Annotated in this window: 17 protein-coding genes; 12 read left to right on the forward strand and 5 right to left on the reverse strand. The window is 41.1% G+C overall.

The window, feature by feature from the left end:
* Window positions 1-28 precede the first annotated feature (28 nt).
* Complete coding sequence (locus PODO_RS14120) at window positions 29-457, reverse strand: MarR family winged helix-turn-helix transcriptional regulator (protein WP_036678010.1); 429 nt, start codon at window positions 455-457, stop codon at window positions 29-31.
* Between the two features lie 258 nt (window positions 458-715).
* Here PODO_RS14120 and PODO_RS14125 point away from each other — a divergent pair, with 258 nt between their 5' ends.
* From PODO_RS14125 to rsiV, 7 genes are all read left to right on the forward strand, one after another.
* The gene (locus tag PODO_RS14125) at window positions 716-1,777 is read left to right on the forward strand and encodes an AAA family ATPase (RefSeq protein ID WP_038570875.1); all 1,062 of its coding nucleotides are present in this window, start codon (window positions 716-718) and stop codon (window positions 1,775-1,777) included.
* A 2-nt stretch (window positions 1,778-1,779) separates the two neighbouring features.
* Window positions 1,780-3,579, forward strand: a complete 1,800-nt coding sequence (locus PODO_RS14130) for a vWA domain-containing protein (RefSeq protein WP_038570877.1) — start codon at window positions 1,780-1,782, stop codon at window positions 3,577-3,579.
* A gap of 36 nt (window positions 3,580-3,615) precedes the next feature.
* The gene (locus PODO_RS14135) at window positions 3,616-4,077 is read left to right on the forward strand and encodes an NUDIX hydrolase (RefSeq protein WP_052097483.1); all 462 of its coding nucleotides are present in this window, start codon (window positions 3,616-3,618) and stop codon (window positions 4,075-4,077) included.
* 72 nt (window positions 4,078-4,149) lie between these two features.
* The gene (locus PODO_RS14140; RefSeq protein ID WP_052097024.1) at window positions 4,150-5,220 is read left to right on the forward strand and encodes a stalk domain-containing protein; all 1,071 of its coding nucleotides are present in this window, start codon (window positions 4,150-4,152) and stop codon (window positions 5,218-5,220) included.
* Between the two features lie 171 nt (window positions 5,221-5,391).
* Entirely contained in the window at window positions 5,392-7,257 is a 1,866-nt protein-coding gene (locus PODO_RS14145) for an acyltransferase family protein (RefSeq protein WP_038570880.1), read from the forward strand.
* Window positions 7,258-7,347: 90 nt separating this feature from the next.
* On the forward strand, window positions 7,348-7,854 hold the full coding sequence (locus tag PODO_RS14150; protein WP_038570883.1) for an RNA polymerase sigma factor SigV: 507 nt from the start codon (window positions 7,348-7,350) through the stop codon (window positions 7,852-7,854).
* A gap of 1 nt (window position 7,855) precedes the next feature.
* Window positions 7,856-8,743 carry an anti-sigma-V factor RsiV gene (rsiV, locus tag PODO_RS14155; RefSeq protein ID WP_036677997.1) on the forward strand — a complete coding sequence of 296 codons (888 nt, stop codon included), beginning with the start codon at window positions 7,856-7,858 and terminating at the stop codon, window positions 8,741-8,743.
* A gap of 342 nt (window positions 8,744-9,085) precedes the next feature.
* Here the strand turns inward: rsiV and PODO_RS14160 are convergent, their stop codons facing one another.
* Window positions 9,086-9,670 carry a P-loop nucleotide/nucleoside kinase family protein gene (locus PODO_RS14160; protein WP_038570886.1) on the reverse strand — a complete coding sequence of 195 codons (585 nt, stop codon included), beginning with the start codon at window positions 9,668-9,670 and terminating at the stop codon, window positions 9,086-9,088.
* A gap of 232 nt (window positions 9,671-9,902) precedes the next feature.
* Here PODO_RS14160 and PODO_RS14165 point away from each other — a divergent pair, with 232 nt between their 5' ends.
* Window positions 9,903-11,459 carry an ABC-F family ATP-binding cassette domain-containing protein gene (locus tag PODO_RS14165; RefSeq protein ID WP_036677991.1) on the forward strand — a complete coding sequence of 519 codons (1,557 nt, stop codon included), beginning with the start codon at window positions 9,903-9,905 and terminating at the stop codon, window positions 11,457-11,459.
* A gap of 106 nt (window positions 11,460-11,565) precedes the next feature.
* Here the strand turns inward: PODO_RS14165 and PODO_RS14170 are convergent, their stop codons facing one another.
* The 3 genes from PODO_RS14170 to PODO_RS14180 form a co-directional block, all read right to left on the reverse strand.
* Window positions 11,566-11,889 carry a DUF5823 family protein gene (locus PODO_RS14170; RefSeq protein WP_235219403.1) on the reverse strand — a complete coding sequence of 108 codons (324 nt, stop codon included), beginning with the start codon at window positions 11,887-11,889 and terminating at the stop codon, window positions 11,566-11,568.
* Window positions 11,890-11,933: 44 nt separating this feature from the next.
* The gene (locus tag PODO_RS14175) at window positions 11,934-12,803 is read right to left on the reverse strand and encodes a helix-turn-helix transcriptional regulator (protein ID WP_038570889.1); all 870 of its coding nucleotides are present in this window, start codon (window positions 12,801-12,803) and stop codon (window positions 11,934-11,936) included.
* A gap of 236 nt (window positions 12,804-13,039) precedes the next feature.
* Window positions 13,040-14,707, reverse strand: a complete 1,668-nt coding sequence (locus PODO_RS14180) for a ribonuclease J (RefSeq protein WP_244886483.1) — start codon at window positions 14,705-14,707, stop codon at window positions 13,040-13,042.
* 123 nt (window positions 14,708-14,830) lie between these two features.
* Here PODO_RS14180 and PODO_RS14185 point away from each other — a divergent pair, with 123 nt between their 5' ends.
* The 4 genes from PODO_RS14185 (at window position 14,831) to PODO_RS14200 (ending at window position 16,674) form a co-directional block, all read left to right on the forward strand.
* Entirely contained in the window at window positions 14,831-15,307 is a 477-nt protein-coding gene (locus PODO_RS14185; protein ID WP_038570891.1) for a GNAT family N-acetyltransferase, read from the forward strand.
* A gap of 116 nt (window positions 15,308-15,423) precedes the next feature.
* Complete coding sequence (locus tag PODO_RS14190) at window positions 15,424-15,957, forward strand: TetR/AcrR family transcriptional regulator (RefSeq protein WP_036677976.1); 534 nt, start codon at window positions 15,424-15,426, stop codon at window positions 15,955-15,957.
* A 13-nt stretch (window positions 15,958-15,970) separates the two neighbouring features.
* On the forward strand, window positions 15,971-16,297 hold the full coding sequence (locus PODO_RS14195; RefSeq protein ID WP_038570894.1) for a DMT family transporter: 327 nt from the start codon (window positions 15,971-15,973) through the stop codon (window positions 16,295-16,297).
* Window positions 16,298-16,314: 17 nt separating this feature from the next.
* Window positions 16,315-16,674 (forward strand): DMT family transporter, encoded by a 360-nt coding sequence (locus tag PODO_RS14200; protein ID WP_038570897.1) that lies wholly within the window; start codon window positions 16,315-16,317, stop codon window positions 16,672-16,674.
* The last annotated feature ends 99 nt before the right edge of the window (window positions 16,675-16,773 follow it).

Consider the following 16,773-nt stretch of genomic DNA (forward strand, 5'->3'; position numbering starts at 1 on the left):
TGATTGTTTCCCCGCCACTTTTTAAATTTTATCTCTTGTCTAAATCAGAAATTATTACTGCGAAAATTCTTCTTAAATGCTCAATATCTTCATCGGGCAGTATCTTAAAGTAAGATTCCATAAGTTCTTGATGGCGTTCCTGCACCTCTTTAATCGTTGCTTCTCCTTTCTGCGTAATGGTGATGTGTACAACCCTTCGATCATCTTTGGCGCGTTCCTTATTTACGTAATCTTCAGCGATTAATTGGTCTGTTACGCCTGTAATTGCTGCTGAGGTAATACCCAGAGCTGCAGCAATCTGTGATACGTTTTGTGGACCGTTCTTAGATAAAGTCCTGAGGGTTTTGAACTGTGTAATATTTAAGGGGTAGTCTTGTTTGTTCCAATCTTGGGAGATTCCTTTTAAAAAGGATTTGAACATAGTAGAAATCTGAAGAAAATCTTCATTATTAGCCAAATCACGCCTCCTAAAGTTATGAAATAGGGCGGAATAAGTAATTCCATTAAATTTTAGATAACAACTAAATGATTAACTACTTAATTATTAAAGCGTGAAACAATATATCATCCTTTTTTATATCTCGTCAAGAAAAGGTTTGTTTTTTTCGAATGAAATAGAGTGTTGTTGTTGAAGTTCGTTCCTGAGCTAATGAATTATTTGTTATACTGTGTATAGTTATCGTTATTATCATTTCATTAAAAAAGGAGCATTTATTTGAATCTAGCAACTCCTGTAACACCTATTCAACTTATGCAAGTACTTCTAAACGTTTCTGTGATTCGCCCTGTTTTTATCTGGGGGGCGCCTGGTATTGGGAAATCTTCGCTAGTAGAAGCTTTTGCTGATCAGGTGGGTCTTCCTTGTGTGTCACTATTAGGTTCTCAATTAGCACCTGAAGACATCATTGGAGTCCCGCAAATCGTTAACGGTAAGAGCCAATTCTGTCCTCCAAAAATGATTGCTCGGGATGAACCATATTGTTTGTTCCTGGACGAGCTTAATGCCTGTTCTCAAGAGGTGCAAAAAGCTTTTTATAGTCTCATCCACGAACGCCGCATCGGCGATTATCAACTACCTGAGGGCTCTATAGTAATAGGAGCTGGTAACCGTGCACAAGATAGTGCAATTGTTAAACCTATGTCCTCCGCGCTTATCAATCGGATGTTCCATATACAGTTAAATGTATCGTTTCAAAATTGGATCTCTTGGGCATATGAGCATAGCATTCATCCTATGGTTATTGAATATCTGGAATTGCGTCCCAATCATTTGTGGAGTGCACCTCCAAAGACTGAAGAGCCTTTCTCCACGCCACGCTCTTGGCATATGCTTAGTGATGCACTACATGAGTTTGGCGATGATATAAATGTGGATACCGTGGGGATTTTAGCGAATGGTTCACTGACACCTTCTCACGCCACACAATTCAGGGCTTTTTATAAAAATCTAACTGGAAAATATGAACTTAATCAAATTATAGATGGTAAATCCTCATTTCCAACGGCTCCAGAAGATCGGGATCTCCTGTATTTTCTGGCGCAATCCTTGCGTGCCCAGATTATCAAAGAACTCCCTCCGATTAAAGATAACGTACGAGATGGACATCGCCAATTTGCACATACGGTTAAAAAGCTGATTAAAGACCTGTCCGTCATTAGCTTTGAAATTGCACAGCTAGTAGTTGCTAAGCAGGAGCAAAGTGATAATATTCCAGATTGGTTAATGGTTGAAATTGTACGTGATTTACCACGTCTTGCAATAAAAGAGCGGGGGTAAATATGGCTAAAAAAACAACTCCAGATAATCCCGCTTTGAAAAATTTTAATGAAGCATGTTCGTTAATCGCGGATCATCCTATTTTTGCGCCGTTATCTGTTCGAGCTTCGATTATCCATAATGAAAATAGTCCCTATCCTGAAGACGGCTGGGCAATTGTCACTAATAACGGTTATATTTACACTCATCCTAAACGGCGTGGCGAGGTTGCTGAATGGATGTACGTTTTGGCACATTGTTTTCTTCATTTAGGTCTTGGACATTTAAAGATTAAAGAGAATCAAGTGGCGTGGAACGTTGCATGTGATGTGTACATAGCAAAGTTTTTAAATGACTTGAAGTTTGGGAAAATACCCGCAGATATGGAGTCGCGAATTGATCTTACAATTAAAGATGAACAACAGCTTTACGAGCAGTTTATGATAAAAGGAATTCCGGACAACTCCAGATATTTTGGGACTGCGGGTGTTTCAAAACTGGATATGAATGTTAGAGATGCCACCAAAAGATACTGGGGAAAAGCACCGGATTGGGAAGCCTATTTTGCTTATGGGTTATCTAATGCTGTGACGAATGCAGTAAGTGTTGCTGGAGGACATGCTAATACTATTAGTGACCCTGCACTTTCATTAACAGCTCCACAACGGGCAAAACGATGGTTTATGGACAGATATCCTTTATTAGGAGCGCTTGCCGCCGGCTTTGAGATTATAGAAGATCCAGCGATATGTCGGCGATTAGATATTTCCATAGCTGCCATTGACGTTATTGATCGCAAAATATTCATGAACCCTGCAGCTGGACTAAACGATGAGGAGTGTATTTTCGTGATGGCGCATGAGCTTCTGCATGCGGGGCTTCAGCATCACGAGCGATGTCTTGGCCGGGATCATTATCTTTGGAATGTGGCTTGTGACTACGTTATAAATTTATGGCTAGTGGAAATGAGTGTAGGGGAGTATCCGCGAATTGGACTCTTATTAGATCCTGAGCTTAAAGGTTTATCTGCTGAAACGATTTATGATCGTATGGTCGGAGATATCCGCACTTATAAGAAACTGGCAACCTTAAGAGGGAATGGACTCGGTGACATTTTAGATAACGGTTCATCAAGTTTTTGGGATGCGAGAGAAGGACAAACGTTAGATGATTTCTGTAAAAATGCTATGCAACAGGGACTTATGTATCATGAAGAGCAAAGTCGCGGTCTTTTGCCATCAGGCCTAGTTGAAGAGATTAGAGCGCTGGGCCAGCCACCTATTAAATGGGATGTAGAGCTTGCACGGTGGTTTGATCATTATTTTTCACCGCTTGAGAAGACCAGATCTTATTCACGAATTAGCAGACGTCAATCTTCTACGCCTGATATCCCTCGACCACAGTGGGTTCATAGCGGTGCTGCAGATGATGGCCGTACTTTTGGAGTTATTTTAGATACCTCAGGCTCAATGGATAAAAAACTTCTGGCCAAAGCATTAGGGGCTATTTCAAGTTATGCGCAGGCTCGTGATGTTCCTTTTGCACGGATTATCTTTTGTGATGCTTGTCCTTATGATGCAGGTTACATGCCCCCCGAGGCTATCGCGGATCGGGTACAAGTGAAGGGAAGAGGGGGAACGATCTTACAACCAGCTATTGATTTGATTCAACAAGCTGAGGATTTCCCGAAAAAAGGACCGCTTCTAATTATTACAGATGGTTATTGTGACAAGCTGATCCTTAAAAGAGACCATGCTTATATTTTGCCCAAGGGTAATGACTTGCCTTTCTCACCCAAAGGACCTGTATTCAGAATTAATTAGGGCTTAGAATAAATTTAGAGCGAGGTAACAATGGATATGAATCCCCCCAAACATATTCTTTCAGCAGCTACAGTTGTATTCAATGATCAAGAAGAAATCTTATTAATAAAAGGTCCACGTAGAGGCTGGGAGATGCCAGGCGGACAGGTTGAAGAGGAGGAGTCCCTTATAGAAGCAGCAATCAGGGAAGCCAAAGAAGAATCGGGCATTGATATAGAGATTAATAAGTTCTGCGGAGTTTTTCAAAATGTTGATCGATCTATTTGTACTAACCTATTTCTAGGGAATGCCATCGGCGGCGAACCTGCTACTAGTTCCGAGAGCTTAGAAGTTGGGTTTTTCTCGATAGAACAAGCATTAGAAATGGTCACATGGAAAAACCTCAGACTGCGGCTGGAGTATTGTCTAAATGATGAGGTACAGCCTTTTTACGTAGAGTTACGGGGTACAGAAGTTGAAGAAATTATATTTAAATTAGAAAACCAGCAAACTTTTTAGAGGTCCTCCTGCGTCCTAGCTAATGAGTGTCATCGGAAGGCACTTATAAATAGAGATGGAGGATGACGAGATATGAACAAAAGAACAAAAAATCTATTTAAAATGAGTGCAGTGGGATGTGTAGCCATTATGGGAGTGAGTGCAGCTTCTTTACCGGTTCATGCTATGGTTTCCACACAAGTAACAGCTAATGTTTCTGCGGCTTTACCGTCCAAGATACCAGCCCTTGCTGGCATTAAAGTACAAGAAAAAGTACTTAACACAACAAGTAAATACCTGATTGCAGATTTAAAAGTACCACAGCTAACAGGAATGCTGGATACTCATTATCAAGATGAACTGAACGATATTATCCTCTCTCATGCTGAAAAGGATCTGGCACAATGGGAGAAAGACGCTGCAGAAATGGGCAAAAAAGCACAGGCTGATCAAATGGAATTTCATCCTTATACTCTTTACATTACTTATGATCTGAAATCAGATGGAACAGGTTCTCCAGCAGGCGTTATCTCTTTGACTGTTACTACTGAAGGCTCTGAAGGTGGAACAAGCATGCCGCGGATCGATACTTATAATGTGAAAAATATAGCTGAGGCAGAACCTGTTACACTAACGGATCTACTGGGCGCTAACTACAAAGAGAAGCTCGATGCAGACATTCTGGCAGAAATTAAAAAGGATTCAGATAAGTATTTCTTAGAAGAGTACACAGGAACTTCAACTGAGCAGTCGTTCTATATCGATAAAGGTAACTTAGTAATCGTATTCCCTAAATACAGCATTGCACCAGGTTATGTAGGTTCACCAGAGTTTCGGTTCAGCTTAAATCATAGTTCAACGGATACAACCAAGCTAGATTTGAAAAAAGTAGCTACTTTCACGAATAAGAAAGGCGTGCTCATGGTATCGCTTCGTGATGTGGCCAGTCAACTAAACTATGAATTGAAATGGAATCAGTCTACCAAAACCGCTGAATTGATGAAAGGTGCACAGTGGACAAGTGTTACGCTTAACAAAGATTCATACTTCTTCGCAAAAATGACTCCTAAAGCTTTAGGTGCTGCACCTGTTCTACAAGATAACAAAACCTATGTACCTGTTCAATTCGTATCAGAAATTCTACAGGTTGAAGTTCAGAAATAACCTTTTAGAAGTTTGTGAAAGTAGTTAGATTTTTTAAAAACATCCCGCAGGGTAATTCTTGCGCGGGTGTTTTTTTACTTTTGATAACAGAATAACCAGTTAAAAGAACTTTTTGTGCTACTCCTGCGTCCTGCCTATGAACAACAAATTAAGGGTAAGGACTGAAACAGAATGAATGACAACAAGCGTTATATGCCTGGAATTGATGGACTAAGAGCTTTTTCTGTACTCGCTGTCATAGCCTATCATTTGAATTTGAAATGGGCTGGGGGTGGACTGCTGGGAGTGGGAATCTTTTTTGTGATCTCGGGTTATCTCATCACAGACCAAATCATTAACCAATGGGAGCGTCATCGAAGATTGGACCTTCTGGACTTTTGGATACGTAGAGCACGGAGGTTGCTGCCGGCGACGATAGTCATGCTGATCGTTGTCACCTTATGGCTCTTAATCATAGATCCCACGAGATTAAATGGGCTGACAGGAGATTTCATGTCATCACTATTTTACGTTAATAACTGGTGGTTAATATTTCATGATGTTTCGTACTTCGAAAGCTTTGGACCTCCTTCACCGATCGGACATTTATGGTCACTTTCTATTGAAGAACAGTTTTATATTCTATGGCCGCTGCTGCTCGTATTAGGACTAAAGATCATACCTCGTCGAGGTAAACTTACTGCCTGGATTCTGGCTTGTGCTGCTGTCTCAGCTTTAGCCATGGCTATGTTCTATGTACCGGGCACAGATCCAAGCAGGGTCTATTATGGAACAGATACTCGCATATTTGCACTTCTAGTTGGAGCGGCGCTTGCCGTTGCATGGCCTAGTCAGAAACTTAAAAATACAGTCACAGAAAGATCTCGTTATATGTTTGATATCATTGGTGCTCTGGGACTGCTGGTATTAATGGTGCTAGTTTACCGGATTAACGAATTTGATGAATCACTATATCGTGGTGGATTTTTGATCATCTCTATCATTACTGCAGTAGTGATTGCCGTGCTTGCTCATCCTGCCAGTTCTCTTGGCCGGAAAATAGGCTGCAAACCTTTGCGATGGATAGGTGTACGTTCATATAGCTTATACCTTTGGCATTATCCCGTAATTATTCTTACCAGCCCTAATGGGAATCCAGATGAGAGCGGCGTGCTTCGTATGATCCTTCAGTTAGCAGGAAGTTTTCTACTGGCAGCCTTATCATACAAATATGTGGAGGAGCCGCTCCGGCGGGGATCATTAAGAAACATTTGGAACCATTGGAGTGCGAAACAACGCCGCAGCTACCGCCCAGTCTTTCTTATGACCATGATCTTTTTGATTCTTATTCCGATTGCCTGCAATGGATATTTATCCAATGCTGAATCTGACACGCCTACAATCGAAGTTGCAGATAAGCAGAATGTACAGCAAGAAGGAACAGCGCAAGATCCAATAGATCACAACTCATTGGCACCACCCGTAGAAAAAGATACGACGGATGTTGAGAAGCAAAAACCTGACACTGAAGAGAAACAAGCTGAACCAGAAAGAAACATAGCGGTAACCGAAAAAAATCAAACCGGAAAGAATATTACGGCCATTGGCGATTCTGTCATTTTGGATGCGGCACCATTTTTGGTAGAAAGTCTCCCTGGTATTGTTATCGATGGAAAGGTCGGCAGACAGATGATGCAGGCACAGGAGGTGGTTGATCAGCTTAGAGCAGAAGGACGGTTAGGGAAGCGGATGATCATAGAGCTGGGGACGAATGGAGCTTTTAACTCCAAGCAATTACGTAAACTATTAAACTCGTTAAGCGATGCGGAGCAGATTATTTTGGTCAATACACGTGTGCCGAGAAAGTGGGAGCAGACTGTGAATTCCACCCTTTCAAAAGTTTCCAGTGAATTCAGGAATACGACCATAGTAGACTGGTACTCAGCTAGTGAAGGAAAAGACGACTACTTCTACAAAGATGGTGTTCATCTGAAACGTGAGGGTGCCAAGTATTATGCATCAATTCTAATTAAAGCTTTGGAAAAAGAAAATAAATAATTTATTTGGAATCTCCAAACTTTTTTATACTCACCAAACGTCTTACTCCTGTTACAACACCAGATCACAAACAGAGAAGGATAATCGACCATGTTGAATAGGAAAACCGAGAAAATATTGACGCGATGTATCAAAGAAAACAAAGAAAATGTATACCGGCTTGCTTACAGTTATGTGAAAAACAAAGAGGATGCCCTCGACATTGTGCAGGATTCTATTTATAAAGCGATGACACGAATGGATTTGCTAAAGGATCACGATGCCGTGAAAAGCTGGTTTTACAGGATTGTCGTGAATACCTCTTTAGACTTTTTGCGCAGAAACAAGAAGGTTCAGACGATGGAGCCAGAGATAATAGAAACCTATAGTCCGGCTGTTGAGGATAACTATACAGATATGGATTTGAAAAGAACACTGGAAGAGCTGCCGGCGAAATACCGAAGTGTGATCGTGCTTAGATATTTTGAGGATATGAAGATTAATGAAGTGGCTGAAGTTCTTAATGAGAACACCAATACAATAAAGACAAGGCTGTATCAGGCCCTTCAGTTATTGCGAGTGAAGCTGAATGATGAAGCCTTAAAGGAGATAAAGTAAGATGGACGAAAGAATACAAGAATTACATAAAGAGTATACCGATATTCCCATTCCGGATGAACTTGATTTGATTGTAAACCGCTCTATAAAGCAGTCACTTAAAGCCAATAGAAAAAAACACACAACAACTAAGTGGGTGGCTAGTGTTGGAGCGGCCGCAGTTATTTTTCTAGTAGCCATAAACACCAGTACAACCGTAGCTAGTGCATTATCTTCCATCCCAGGCGTTGATCGGATAATAAAAGTGCTAACTATTAAAGAATACGTTGTAGAAGAAGAGAACTACGATGCTAATATCAAAGTTCCAGCCGTAACGGATATGGAGAACAAAGAACTGGAGCTTGGATTGAACAGCAAATATTTAAGTGAGAATAAAGCACTATACGAAAAGTTCCAAGCGGAGATCGAAGCGTTGAAGGAACAAGGTGGGGGCCATTTGGGGCTGGATGTTGGTTATGAAGTGAAAACGGATAATGAGCATATTTTCTCCATTGGCAGATATGTTGAGGAAACCGCTGGTTCATCTTCAATGGAAGTTACTTTTGATACGATAGACAAAGAAAATCAGATCCTTATTACATTACCAATGTTATTTAAAGATGATCAATACATTGAGCGCATCAGCGAAAATATTAAAGAACAGATGATTGCTCAAATGAAAGCAGACTCTGAGAAAGTTTACTGGATCCCTGAGTATGGCGATGATGTGCCAACGGATCAGTTTACATCCATTACGAAGGATCAAAGCTTTTATATCAATACCGAAGGTAAGCTTGTGATTGTGTTTAATAAATACGATGTCGCACCGGGTTATATGGGCTCCGTTGAATTTGTGATACCAACCGCGGTGCTTGCTGATGATTTGGTCAGTCAGAAGTATATTCAATAAAAGAATTCTGGGAATAACGTCATCTGCGTTCCGAAACTCTGCGCAAAAGTTGATAAATGTGGAACTAGCGTCATCTGAGTCCAAAAGTTTAGCCAAAACTCTTTGTCAAAGCCTTAAACATCGTTTGATGTCATTATTTTACGGGGGACGCAGCAGCTATCGGACTCAGCTGACCCTAAACGCAGCATTATCGCACTTTTGCAATCCTAACGGACCACATCGTCGCTATTGGCACGAAAAACACTCCCCAAGCACTCTTTTCTAACGAATAGCTGCACTGGGGTCCGAAACTCTGCGCAAAAGCTGATAAAAGCGGAAATAACGTCATCTGGGTCCGAAAGTTTAGACGTAAATAAATCGCTCTACTGCCGCAACGGTAGCATTAATATCCGGGTTAGAATTATCGATCAACGCAATATTTTCAGCCGGGAGCGGCCATGCTACCGTACGGTTGCCAAGAGAAGTGCGGAATTCATTCCAATGCTGGAACTTCCATTCATCTAGTGGTGATTGTCTGTCTTGAATTCGTTCCCGGTACAATTCCTCGTTGGCTAAACCTACCAAGACAACCTTGACTTCAACATCAAGGAGGGAACGTCCGATCCGAACTAACTCATTGCTGATCCAGTCAGGATTGGCCGCCTCTTTGGTGAAGGGACCAACCACAAAAGCATCGACGTACAAGCCTATATTATCCAGCGCAGCATCCATAGTGATTCGATAACCTAAATCGCGGCATAACCTTTTGTACTCTGCTGAGTCTCTATCTGCCGGATCCAGTCCGTGTAAAGTCATTATGGCGTCGGCAGCAGGCCGTAGCAGAATATCCATATCGAAAAATGGTATTTTGCGCCGCGAAGCAATCGCTTTAGCTAACGTTGTTTTGCCTGCTCCAGCTGGACCAAGAAAAAATACAAGTTTATTCATTTCTAATTCTCCTTAGTTCTCAAGTCAACTCCAAAGTGTATCTATGCATACTATCATATAAAAGATGACGAGCGATCGCCAGCGCAAACCTAATCTCGGCAAGTGACGGTCCACAAAAACTAAAATTGTTCGCAAATTAGCCTGAAAAATGATAATTTTTTGCTTCTCCATTGAGTTTTTAGTTAATCCTGCTTATAATATAGCGAGAAAAATAAGAAAAAGGTGTCCATAAATGAGCATATTAAATGTTGAAGGATTAAGTCATGGCTTTGGGGATCGTGCGATTTTTAAGGATGTTTCATTCCGTCTCCTAAAAGGCGAGCATATCGGATTATTCGGCGCTAACGGCGAAGGAAAATCCACTTTTATGAATATTGTTACAGGCAAACTGCAACCTGATGAGGGTAAAGTCGAATGGTCCAAGCGGGTGCGTGTTGGCTACCTCGATCAGCATGCTGTGTTAACCAAAGGAATGACGATTCAAGACGTACTCAGAAGTGCCTTTCAATACCTGTTTGATCTGGAGCAAGAGATGAATGATATGTACGGCAGAATGGGTGACGTTTCACCTGAAGAGCTGGAAAAGCTGCTTGAAGAAGTAGGTACCATCCAAGATACACTTACAAATCAAGATTTTTACATGATTGATGCGAAAGTACAAGAAACTGCGCGTGGACTAGGGATCACTGACATTGGATTGGATCGTGATGTAGCCGATCTTAGTGGTGGTCAACGTACCAAAATCTTGCTTGCGAAGCTATTGCTTGAAAAACCAGATATTTTGCTCCTCGATGAGCCTACCAACTATCTGGATGAGCAGCATATTGAGTGGCTGAGACGTTATCTTCAAGAGTATGATAATGCCTTTATTCTGATCTCTCACGATATGCCATTCTTGAACAGCGTTATTAACCTGATCTACCATATGGAAAATCAAAAGCTGACCCGCTATGTGGGTGATTATGAGCAATTCCAACAAGTCTACGAAATGAGAAAACAACAGCTTGAATCTGCTTATAATCGTCAAAAGCAAGAAATAGCAGAGCTGAAGGATTTCGTAGCTCGTAATAAAGCCAGCGTGGCAACCCGTAATATGGCAATGTCCAGACAGAAGAAGCTCGACAAGATGGAGATCATCGAGATTGCCAAGGAGAAACCGAAACCACAGTTTAACTTTAAAGAAGGTAAAACTGCGGGCAAGATGATTTTCGAAGCAAAAGAATTGGTTATCGGCTACGATTCTCCATTGTCCAGACCGCTTAATTTGCTGATGGAGCGTGGACAGAAGATCGCGTTGGTTGGGGCAAACGGAATTGGTAAAACAACTTTGCTGCGCAGCATTTTAGGTGAAATCTCTGCATTGTCCGGTTCGGTAGAACGTGGATACCATCAGGAGATTGGCTATTTTGAGCAAGAGATGAAGGAAGGCAATTACAAGACTTGTATTGAGGAAATCTGGGACACGTTCCCGTCTCTGTCACAATTCGAAGTACGTGCTGCCCTTGCTAAATGCGGATTAACTACGAAGCATATTGAGAGTAAGATTGCTGTTCTAAGTGGTGGGGAAAAAGCCAAAGTGCGTCTATGTAAGCTCATTAATAGCGAAACCAATATTCTCGTATTAGATGAGCCGACAAACCACTTGGATATCGATGCCAAAGATGAACTGAAACGCGCTCTAAAAGCATACAAAGGAAGCATTCTTATGATTTCTCACGAACCCGATTTTTATCAGGACATCGTAACAGATATCTGGAATTGCGAAGATTGGACGACGAAAGTATTCTAATTATACGAGTTCAATTAACGAATCTTAAATAGGATACCTTACTTCGATTCTCCGAAGGGTATCCTGTTTTTTTATCCCGAGGCACCATCTGCATTAACTGTGACGATTAAAATTGGCGTCTGAGGCAATGATTCCATCTCTCTGAGAAATCTTGAACAGTAACGCAAAAACACCACTGAGGATGGATAATGTAACTACACAAGGTTACTAGGATACCGATGATCCAGCCTGCAAGATGGGAGACACTTTCAATGCAGATGCCTTTTATAAAATCGACTGATTTATATTTCATCCGTACCTCAAGATAGGCGTAGATGATTACAAATAGCATAAATAGACCACACCAGAGGTAAAAGTATTTTGGCAGATTCCCAGATAACAAATCCGTCAAAAATTGAATGGCCGTCTTCATGATTTCCATAATTAACACAAACAATAGATCACTCCTCAAAACTTTCCGCCGGTAAGCAAACTTTAGGCTTCAAACTTCAGATTCTGCGGTTCCGTCGGAAATTCTTCTGTCCGTGCACGGGAATCAGTGACGGGAACGTCCAGGCCTACTTCTTCAAAGGTGCAGTCATCCAGCCAAATCTTTCCGGATCCGGATAGGAGAATACCTATGTTGATACAATCCGCCTCTGCCGGGATATCCAGCACACAAGCGTAAAAATTCCAGGAAGCAGTTCCTTTAATACTTCTGTACTGCATGTTGTCAAAACCCAGCATATTCTGGAGCTTGTCATCAATACGCATCCATAAGCCGCACCAGTCGCTTACTTCTTCGGTCCGGATAAAGCCGGCAAACCGCATCCGTTTCCCAAGATAATTTTTTGCGTCAAACTGCTGCATTAGAGTACCGAATTCGTTCCCTTCGAGTGGTTCAGTTTCTGCGCATTCCAGTGATACAGAGTTCCTTCCCTTATGGTAAATCTGCATATCTAATGATGCCTTATATTTGCTGGGAGATGTTCCGGTGATGAACCAACCTTTAATTTCGGACATGGTAAATTCCTCTCTTTCCTGAATCAATAGTTTTATCTGTGACCTGTATTGGGCTGGGGGGAGAACATAATGTCCTTTAAAAGCTCTTGTAAAAGCCTCTTGACTATCAAAACCATAAAGAAGTGCAATATCTAGAATGCGTTCTTCGGAATAGAGCAGCAGTTGGGCAGCAGAACTCAACCTACGGGAACGAATGTATTCAGCTACACTTTTGCCGACATATTTCTGAAAGAGCCGATGGAAATGATATTTGGAGAATCCAGCCTCTTTCGCAATTCTGTCCAGATTCAATTCTTCTTCTTCCAAATGGTTCTCAATAAATTCAATACTATTGTGAATCATCTTGTAATACAGCCTGATCACCTCCTTGTTCTGGTCTTAATATACCTCATCTATTTAAAGGGATTTTGATAATTCTTGCTTAGTTGTACTTCAGTATGTAGAAATTTGCACCTGAATCTAATACTATCAGCAGAATATATAAAAGAAGAGTATTAAAACTATAAAACACAAAAAGGCGAATTCTTACTCATAATGGAGTGAGAATCCGCCAATATCTATTTGGATGCATTCCTACATTAAACCTCAATGATGATTGGAAGGATCATTGGACGCCGTTTCGTTTTCTCGTATAGGAACTTACTTAATGATTCTTTGATGGTCTGCTTGATGATATTCCATTGGCCGAGATCAGTTTCGTTCATCTTTTTAAGGGTCGATGTTACATGCTGGTTGATCTCGTCCATTAAATTATCGGAGTTACGGACATAAACGAATCCCCTGGAAATGGTGTCCGGCTCATTTAATAGACGTCCATCGGTTTGGCTCAGTGTAATCACCGTAATCAGTATGCCGTCTGCTGACAGCTGGCGACGATCGCGAAGCACAACATTTCCAATATCACCGATCCCAAGGCCATCCACTAGAATTTGCCCAGCAGTCACTCGACCGGATTGGCGGACAACACCAGACGATGACTCGACGATGTCCCCATTTTTTAGAATAAAGATATTTTCTGGTTTGACGCCTACCGCCTCCGCTAACAAGCTGTGATGATGCAGCATGCGGTATTCACCATGGATCGGAATAAAGTATTCAGGTTTCATTAGAGTCAGCATTAGCTTAAGTTCCTCTTGGCTACCATGCCCTGAGACGTGAAGCTCACTGCGTGAACCATAGATGACTTTAGCACCCAGCATATATAAATTATCGACAATCCTTGAAACATTTCTTTCATTTCCTGGGATGGGATTGGCTGCGAGCAGAACCGTGTCCCCAGCCTGGATCTCCATCAATCGATGGCTTGAGTTCGCTAAGCGTGAGAGGGCGGCCATGGGCTCTCCTTGACTGCCTGTACATAAAACAGTTACCTGAGCCGGAGGAAGCTTAGCAGCTTCTGCAGGTTCGATCAGCATATTGTCCGGAATGTTTAAGTAACCGAGCTCTTGGGCTACTCCGACTACATTAACCATACTTCTGCCGAGTAAGGTCAATTTACGTTCAGTTAAATGAGAAGCATCAATGATCTGCTGTAGACGATGTACATTTGAGGCGAAGGTAGAAATAAAAATTCTACGTTCTGCTTTTAAAAAGGCTTCTTCTATGTGAGCGCCAACAAGCTTCTCAGAAGGGGTGAAGCCAGGGCGCTCAGCATTGGTGCTTTCTGAAAGCAGGATCTTTACACCCTTTTTACCGATATCGGCCATTTTATGTATATCTGGATACTGCTTGTTGACGGGCGTCATGTCAAATTTGAAGTCTCCCGTATGAACTACGGTACCTTCAGGTGTATCGAATACTACGCCAAGGCAATCTGGAATGCTATGATTTGTATTAAAAAATGTTGTAGTAATGGCACCCAGGGTTAAAGTAGATTCTGAATCAATACAATTGAGTTTCGTTTGTCGTAAAATCCCATGTTCCCTAAGTTTATTTTCGATTAATCCTAGGGTTAAACGGGAAGCATATATCGGGATATTCAACTGTTTAAGCAGGTAAGGAATCCCACCGATATGATCCTCATGTCCATGAGTAACCACCAATGCTTGTACCTTATCAATATTATTTAATAAATACGAAACATCAGGAATAATTAGGTCAATTCCTAAAAGACTTTCATCTGGAAATTTAGAGCCGCAATCAATAACGACAATGTCATCTGCGTATTGCAGGATATACATATTTTTACCGATTTCATGAACCCCGCCTAATGCTGCAATCGAGAGCTGCTTAGCTGCCATTTTCATTGAAGCCCCTCCTAAATAAATTTCTCTATATTATGTTTGATTCCCATTATAATTATCCATTCTGAAGGCTGATACAATATAATAACTGAAGAAAGCTAATCGAAAGATAGGAGAACGTTACTCATGAATATCCGACTATTACAAATGAAAGATAATAGCTCCATTGAAAAGGTCATCAGGGACTGCCTAATTGAGTTTGGCGGGAATCGCGCGGGTCTCGCCTGGGAGGATGACAGCCTGCATCATTTATCAGATTATTATAATCATAGTGAGAATCGGGCTTATTGGGTTGTTGAAGAGGGAGGGGAAGTATTGGGAGGTTGTGGAATTGCTCCTTTCGGGAATGATGACAAGATATGTGAGTTGCAAAAAATGTATTTATCTCAGTCGATTAGAGGTAACGGGATAGCCAACGAACTTTTAAATACAGCGCTGGACTTTGCCAAGCTTCATTACAACCAATGTTATTTGGAGACACTGCAAAACATGCACGCAGCCAACCGTTTCTACACAAAAAATGGATTTGAGCTTTTAGAAAAACCACTTGCTGGGTCGGAGCATTTTGCTTGTGATGCTTGGTATATTAAAAATTTAATGTAATTGATTTAAAAATGTTGGAGGCCTGGATTACCAGGCTTTTTTTGCTCTAAGATAATGATTTTTTATTTGACAATAAAACCGTCCAGACGGTATAGTAAATAACAGAGGTGATTATCGTGAACAGTAATTCAAAACGAAGTAGTATTTTATTAGCAGCTTCTATTGTTGTTAAAAATAATGGGGTGGAGAAGCTTACGCTTGAAGCTGTTGCCAAAGAAGCCGGGGTCAGTAAAGGTGGACTGCTGCACCATTTTCCGAATAAGGAAGCTTTAATAAAAAGTATGGTGGAAGAGTTAACAAGCGATTTTTTCAGTAATGTTCAAGAAAGAGTAGCGAATGCATCTAGAGAAACGGGGAAGTGGGGACGAGCGTTTGTTCAGGCGATTGACGACGATCTTAAGGAAGAGCAGGAGATTAGCACAGCGCTTTCGGCTGCTCTTTTTACGAATCCGGATATCCTTAAGAAATTTCAAGATCAATACTCAGTATGGCAAAACAATATAGAGAACGATGGAATAGATCCTGTACGTTCAACGATTGTCAGGCTGGCAGCGGACGGTTTATGGTATTCAGAAATGTTCGGATTAGGAGTTTTAGATAAGGAGTTACGCAGTAAAGTGATTCAAGAATTAATAAACATGACGGAGTAAGGAGGGGCTATTGTTGAATTCATATCTGTTACTGGCAACAGCGATTATCTGCGAGGTATTTGGTAGCTCCATGCTTAAGGTTTCTAACGGGTTTAAAAAGATTTTACCTTCAATAGGAGTCGTACTCGGCATGGGTTCAGCCTTTTATTGTCTTTCTTTAGCGCTTTCAACGATTCCTCTAGGGACGGCTTATGCTATTTGGTCGGGGGTAGGTACGGCTTTAACTGCGTTAATAGGAGTAATCATTTATAAAGAAAAATTCAATCTGAAGAAATTACTCGGTCTGATTCTTATCATTGGTGGAGTAGTCATTATGAAACTTTCTGGTGGATCTCATTAGAGCTTGGAGGAATTATTATGAACAAGAATAAGGGTTTTTTGGTACTAGGGGTAGCTATTATAAGCGAAGTAATAGGTACAACTATGCTGAAAATGTCAGAAGGGTTCACACAAATATTGCCTACTATAGGTGTTATTATTGGTTTTATAATCGCATTTTATAGTTTGTCTATAAGTCTCAGAGTTTTACCTTTAAGCTTAGCTTATGCGATTTGGGCAGGTGTAGGTACAGTTCTAACCGCTATCGTTGGCATAGTAATATGGGGGGATCCATTTAGTGTGCTTACACTTGCAGGCATAGTATTAATAGTTGGAGGTGTAGTTTTATTAAACTCTCCAGATTCAGCTGATGAAAAAGAACTTAAAACCACAAGCTAATCTTTATAAAAAACAAGGGCCTGAGAAATCAGGCCTATATTTGATTGGCGTGATGTTGATAGATTCCATATTTAGGGTAGTTTGGCGATATTGGTATCA

Source organism: Paenibacillus odorifer, from assembly GCF_000758725.1.
In the GTDB taxonomy this organism is placed as follows: Bacteria; Bacillota; Bacilli; order Paenibacillales; family Paenibacillaceae; genus Paenibacillus_AQ; species Paenibacillus_AQ odorifer.

Excerpts from the sequence above, each read along its gene's own strand:
- PODO_RS14130 (WP_038570877.1), top strand. The coding sequence starts at position 1,780 with ATGGCTAAAAAAACAACTCCAGATAATCCCGCTTTGAAAAATTTTAAT.
- PODO_RS14135 (WP_052097483.1), top strand. The coding sequence starts at position 3,616 with ATGAATCCCCCCAAACATATTCTTTCAGCAGCTACAGTTGTATTCAAT.
- PODO_RS14140 (WP_052097024.1), top strand. The coding sequence starts at position 4,150 with ATGAACAAAAGAACAAAAAATCTATTTAAAATGAGTGCAGTGGGATGT.
- PODO_RS14145 (WP_038570880.1), top strand. The coding sequence starts at position 5,392 with ATGAATGACAACAAGCGTTATATGCCTGGAATTGATGGACTAAGAGCT.
- PODO_RS14150 (WP_038570883.1), top strand. The coding sequence starts at position 7,348 with ATGTTGAATAGGAAAACCGAGAAAATATTGACGCGATGTATCAAAGAA.
- rsiV (WP_036677997.1), top strand. The coding sequence starts at position 7,856 with ATGGACGAAAGAATACAAGAATTACATAAAGAGTATACCGATATTCCC.
- PODO_RS14160 (WP_038570886.1), bottom strand. The coding sequence starts at position 9,670 with ATGAATAAACTTGTATTTTTTCTTGGTCCAGCTGGAGCAGGCAAAACA.
- PODO_RS14165 (WP_036677991.1), top strand. The coding sequence starts at position 9,903 with ATGAGCATATTAAATGTTGAAGGATTAAGTCATGGCTTTGGGGATCGT.
- PODO_RS14175 (WP_038570889.1), bottom strand. The coding sequence starts at position 12,803 with ATGATTCACAATAGTATTGAATTTATTGAGAACCATTTGGAAGAAGAA.
- PODO_RS14180 (WP_244886483.1), bottom strand. The coding sequence starts at position 14,707 with ATGAAAATGGCAGCTAAGCAGCTCTCGATTGCAGCATTAGGCGGGGTT.
- PODO_RS14185 (WP_038570891.1), top strand. The coding sequence starts at position 14,831 with ATGAATATCCGACTATTACAAATGAAAGATAATAGCTCCATTGAAAAG.
- PODO_RS14200 (WP_038570897.1), top strand. The coding sequence starts at position 16,315 with ATGAACAAGAATAAGGGTTTTTTGGTACTAGGGGTAGCTATTATAAGC.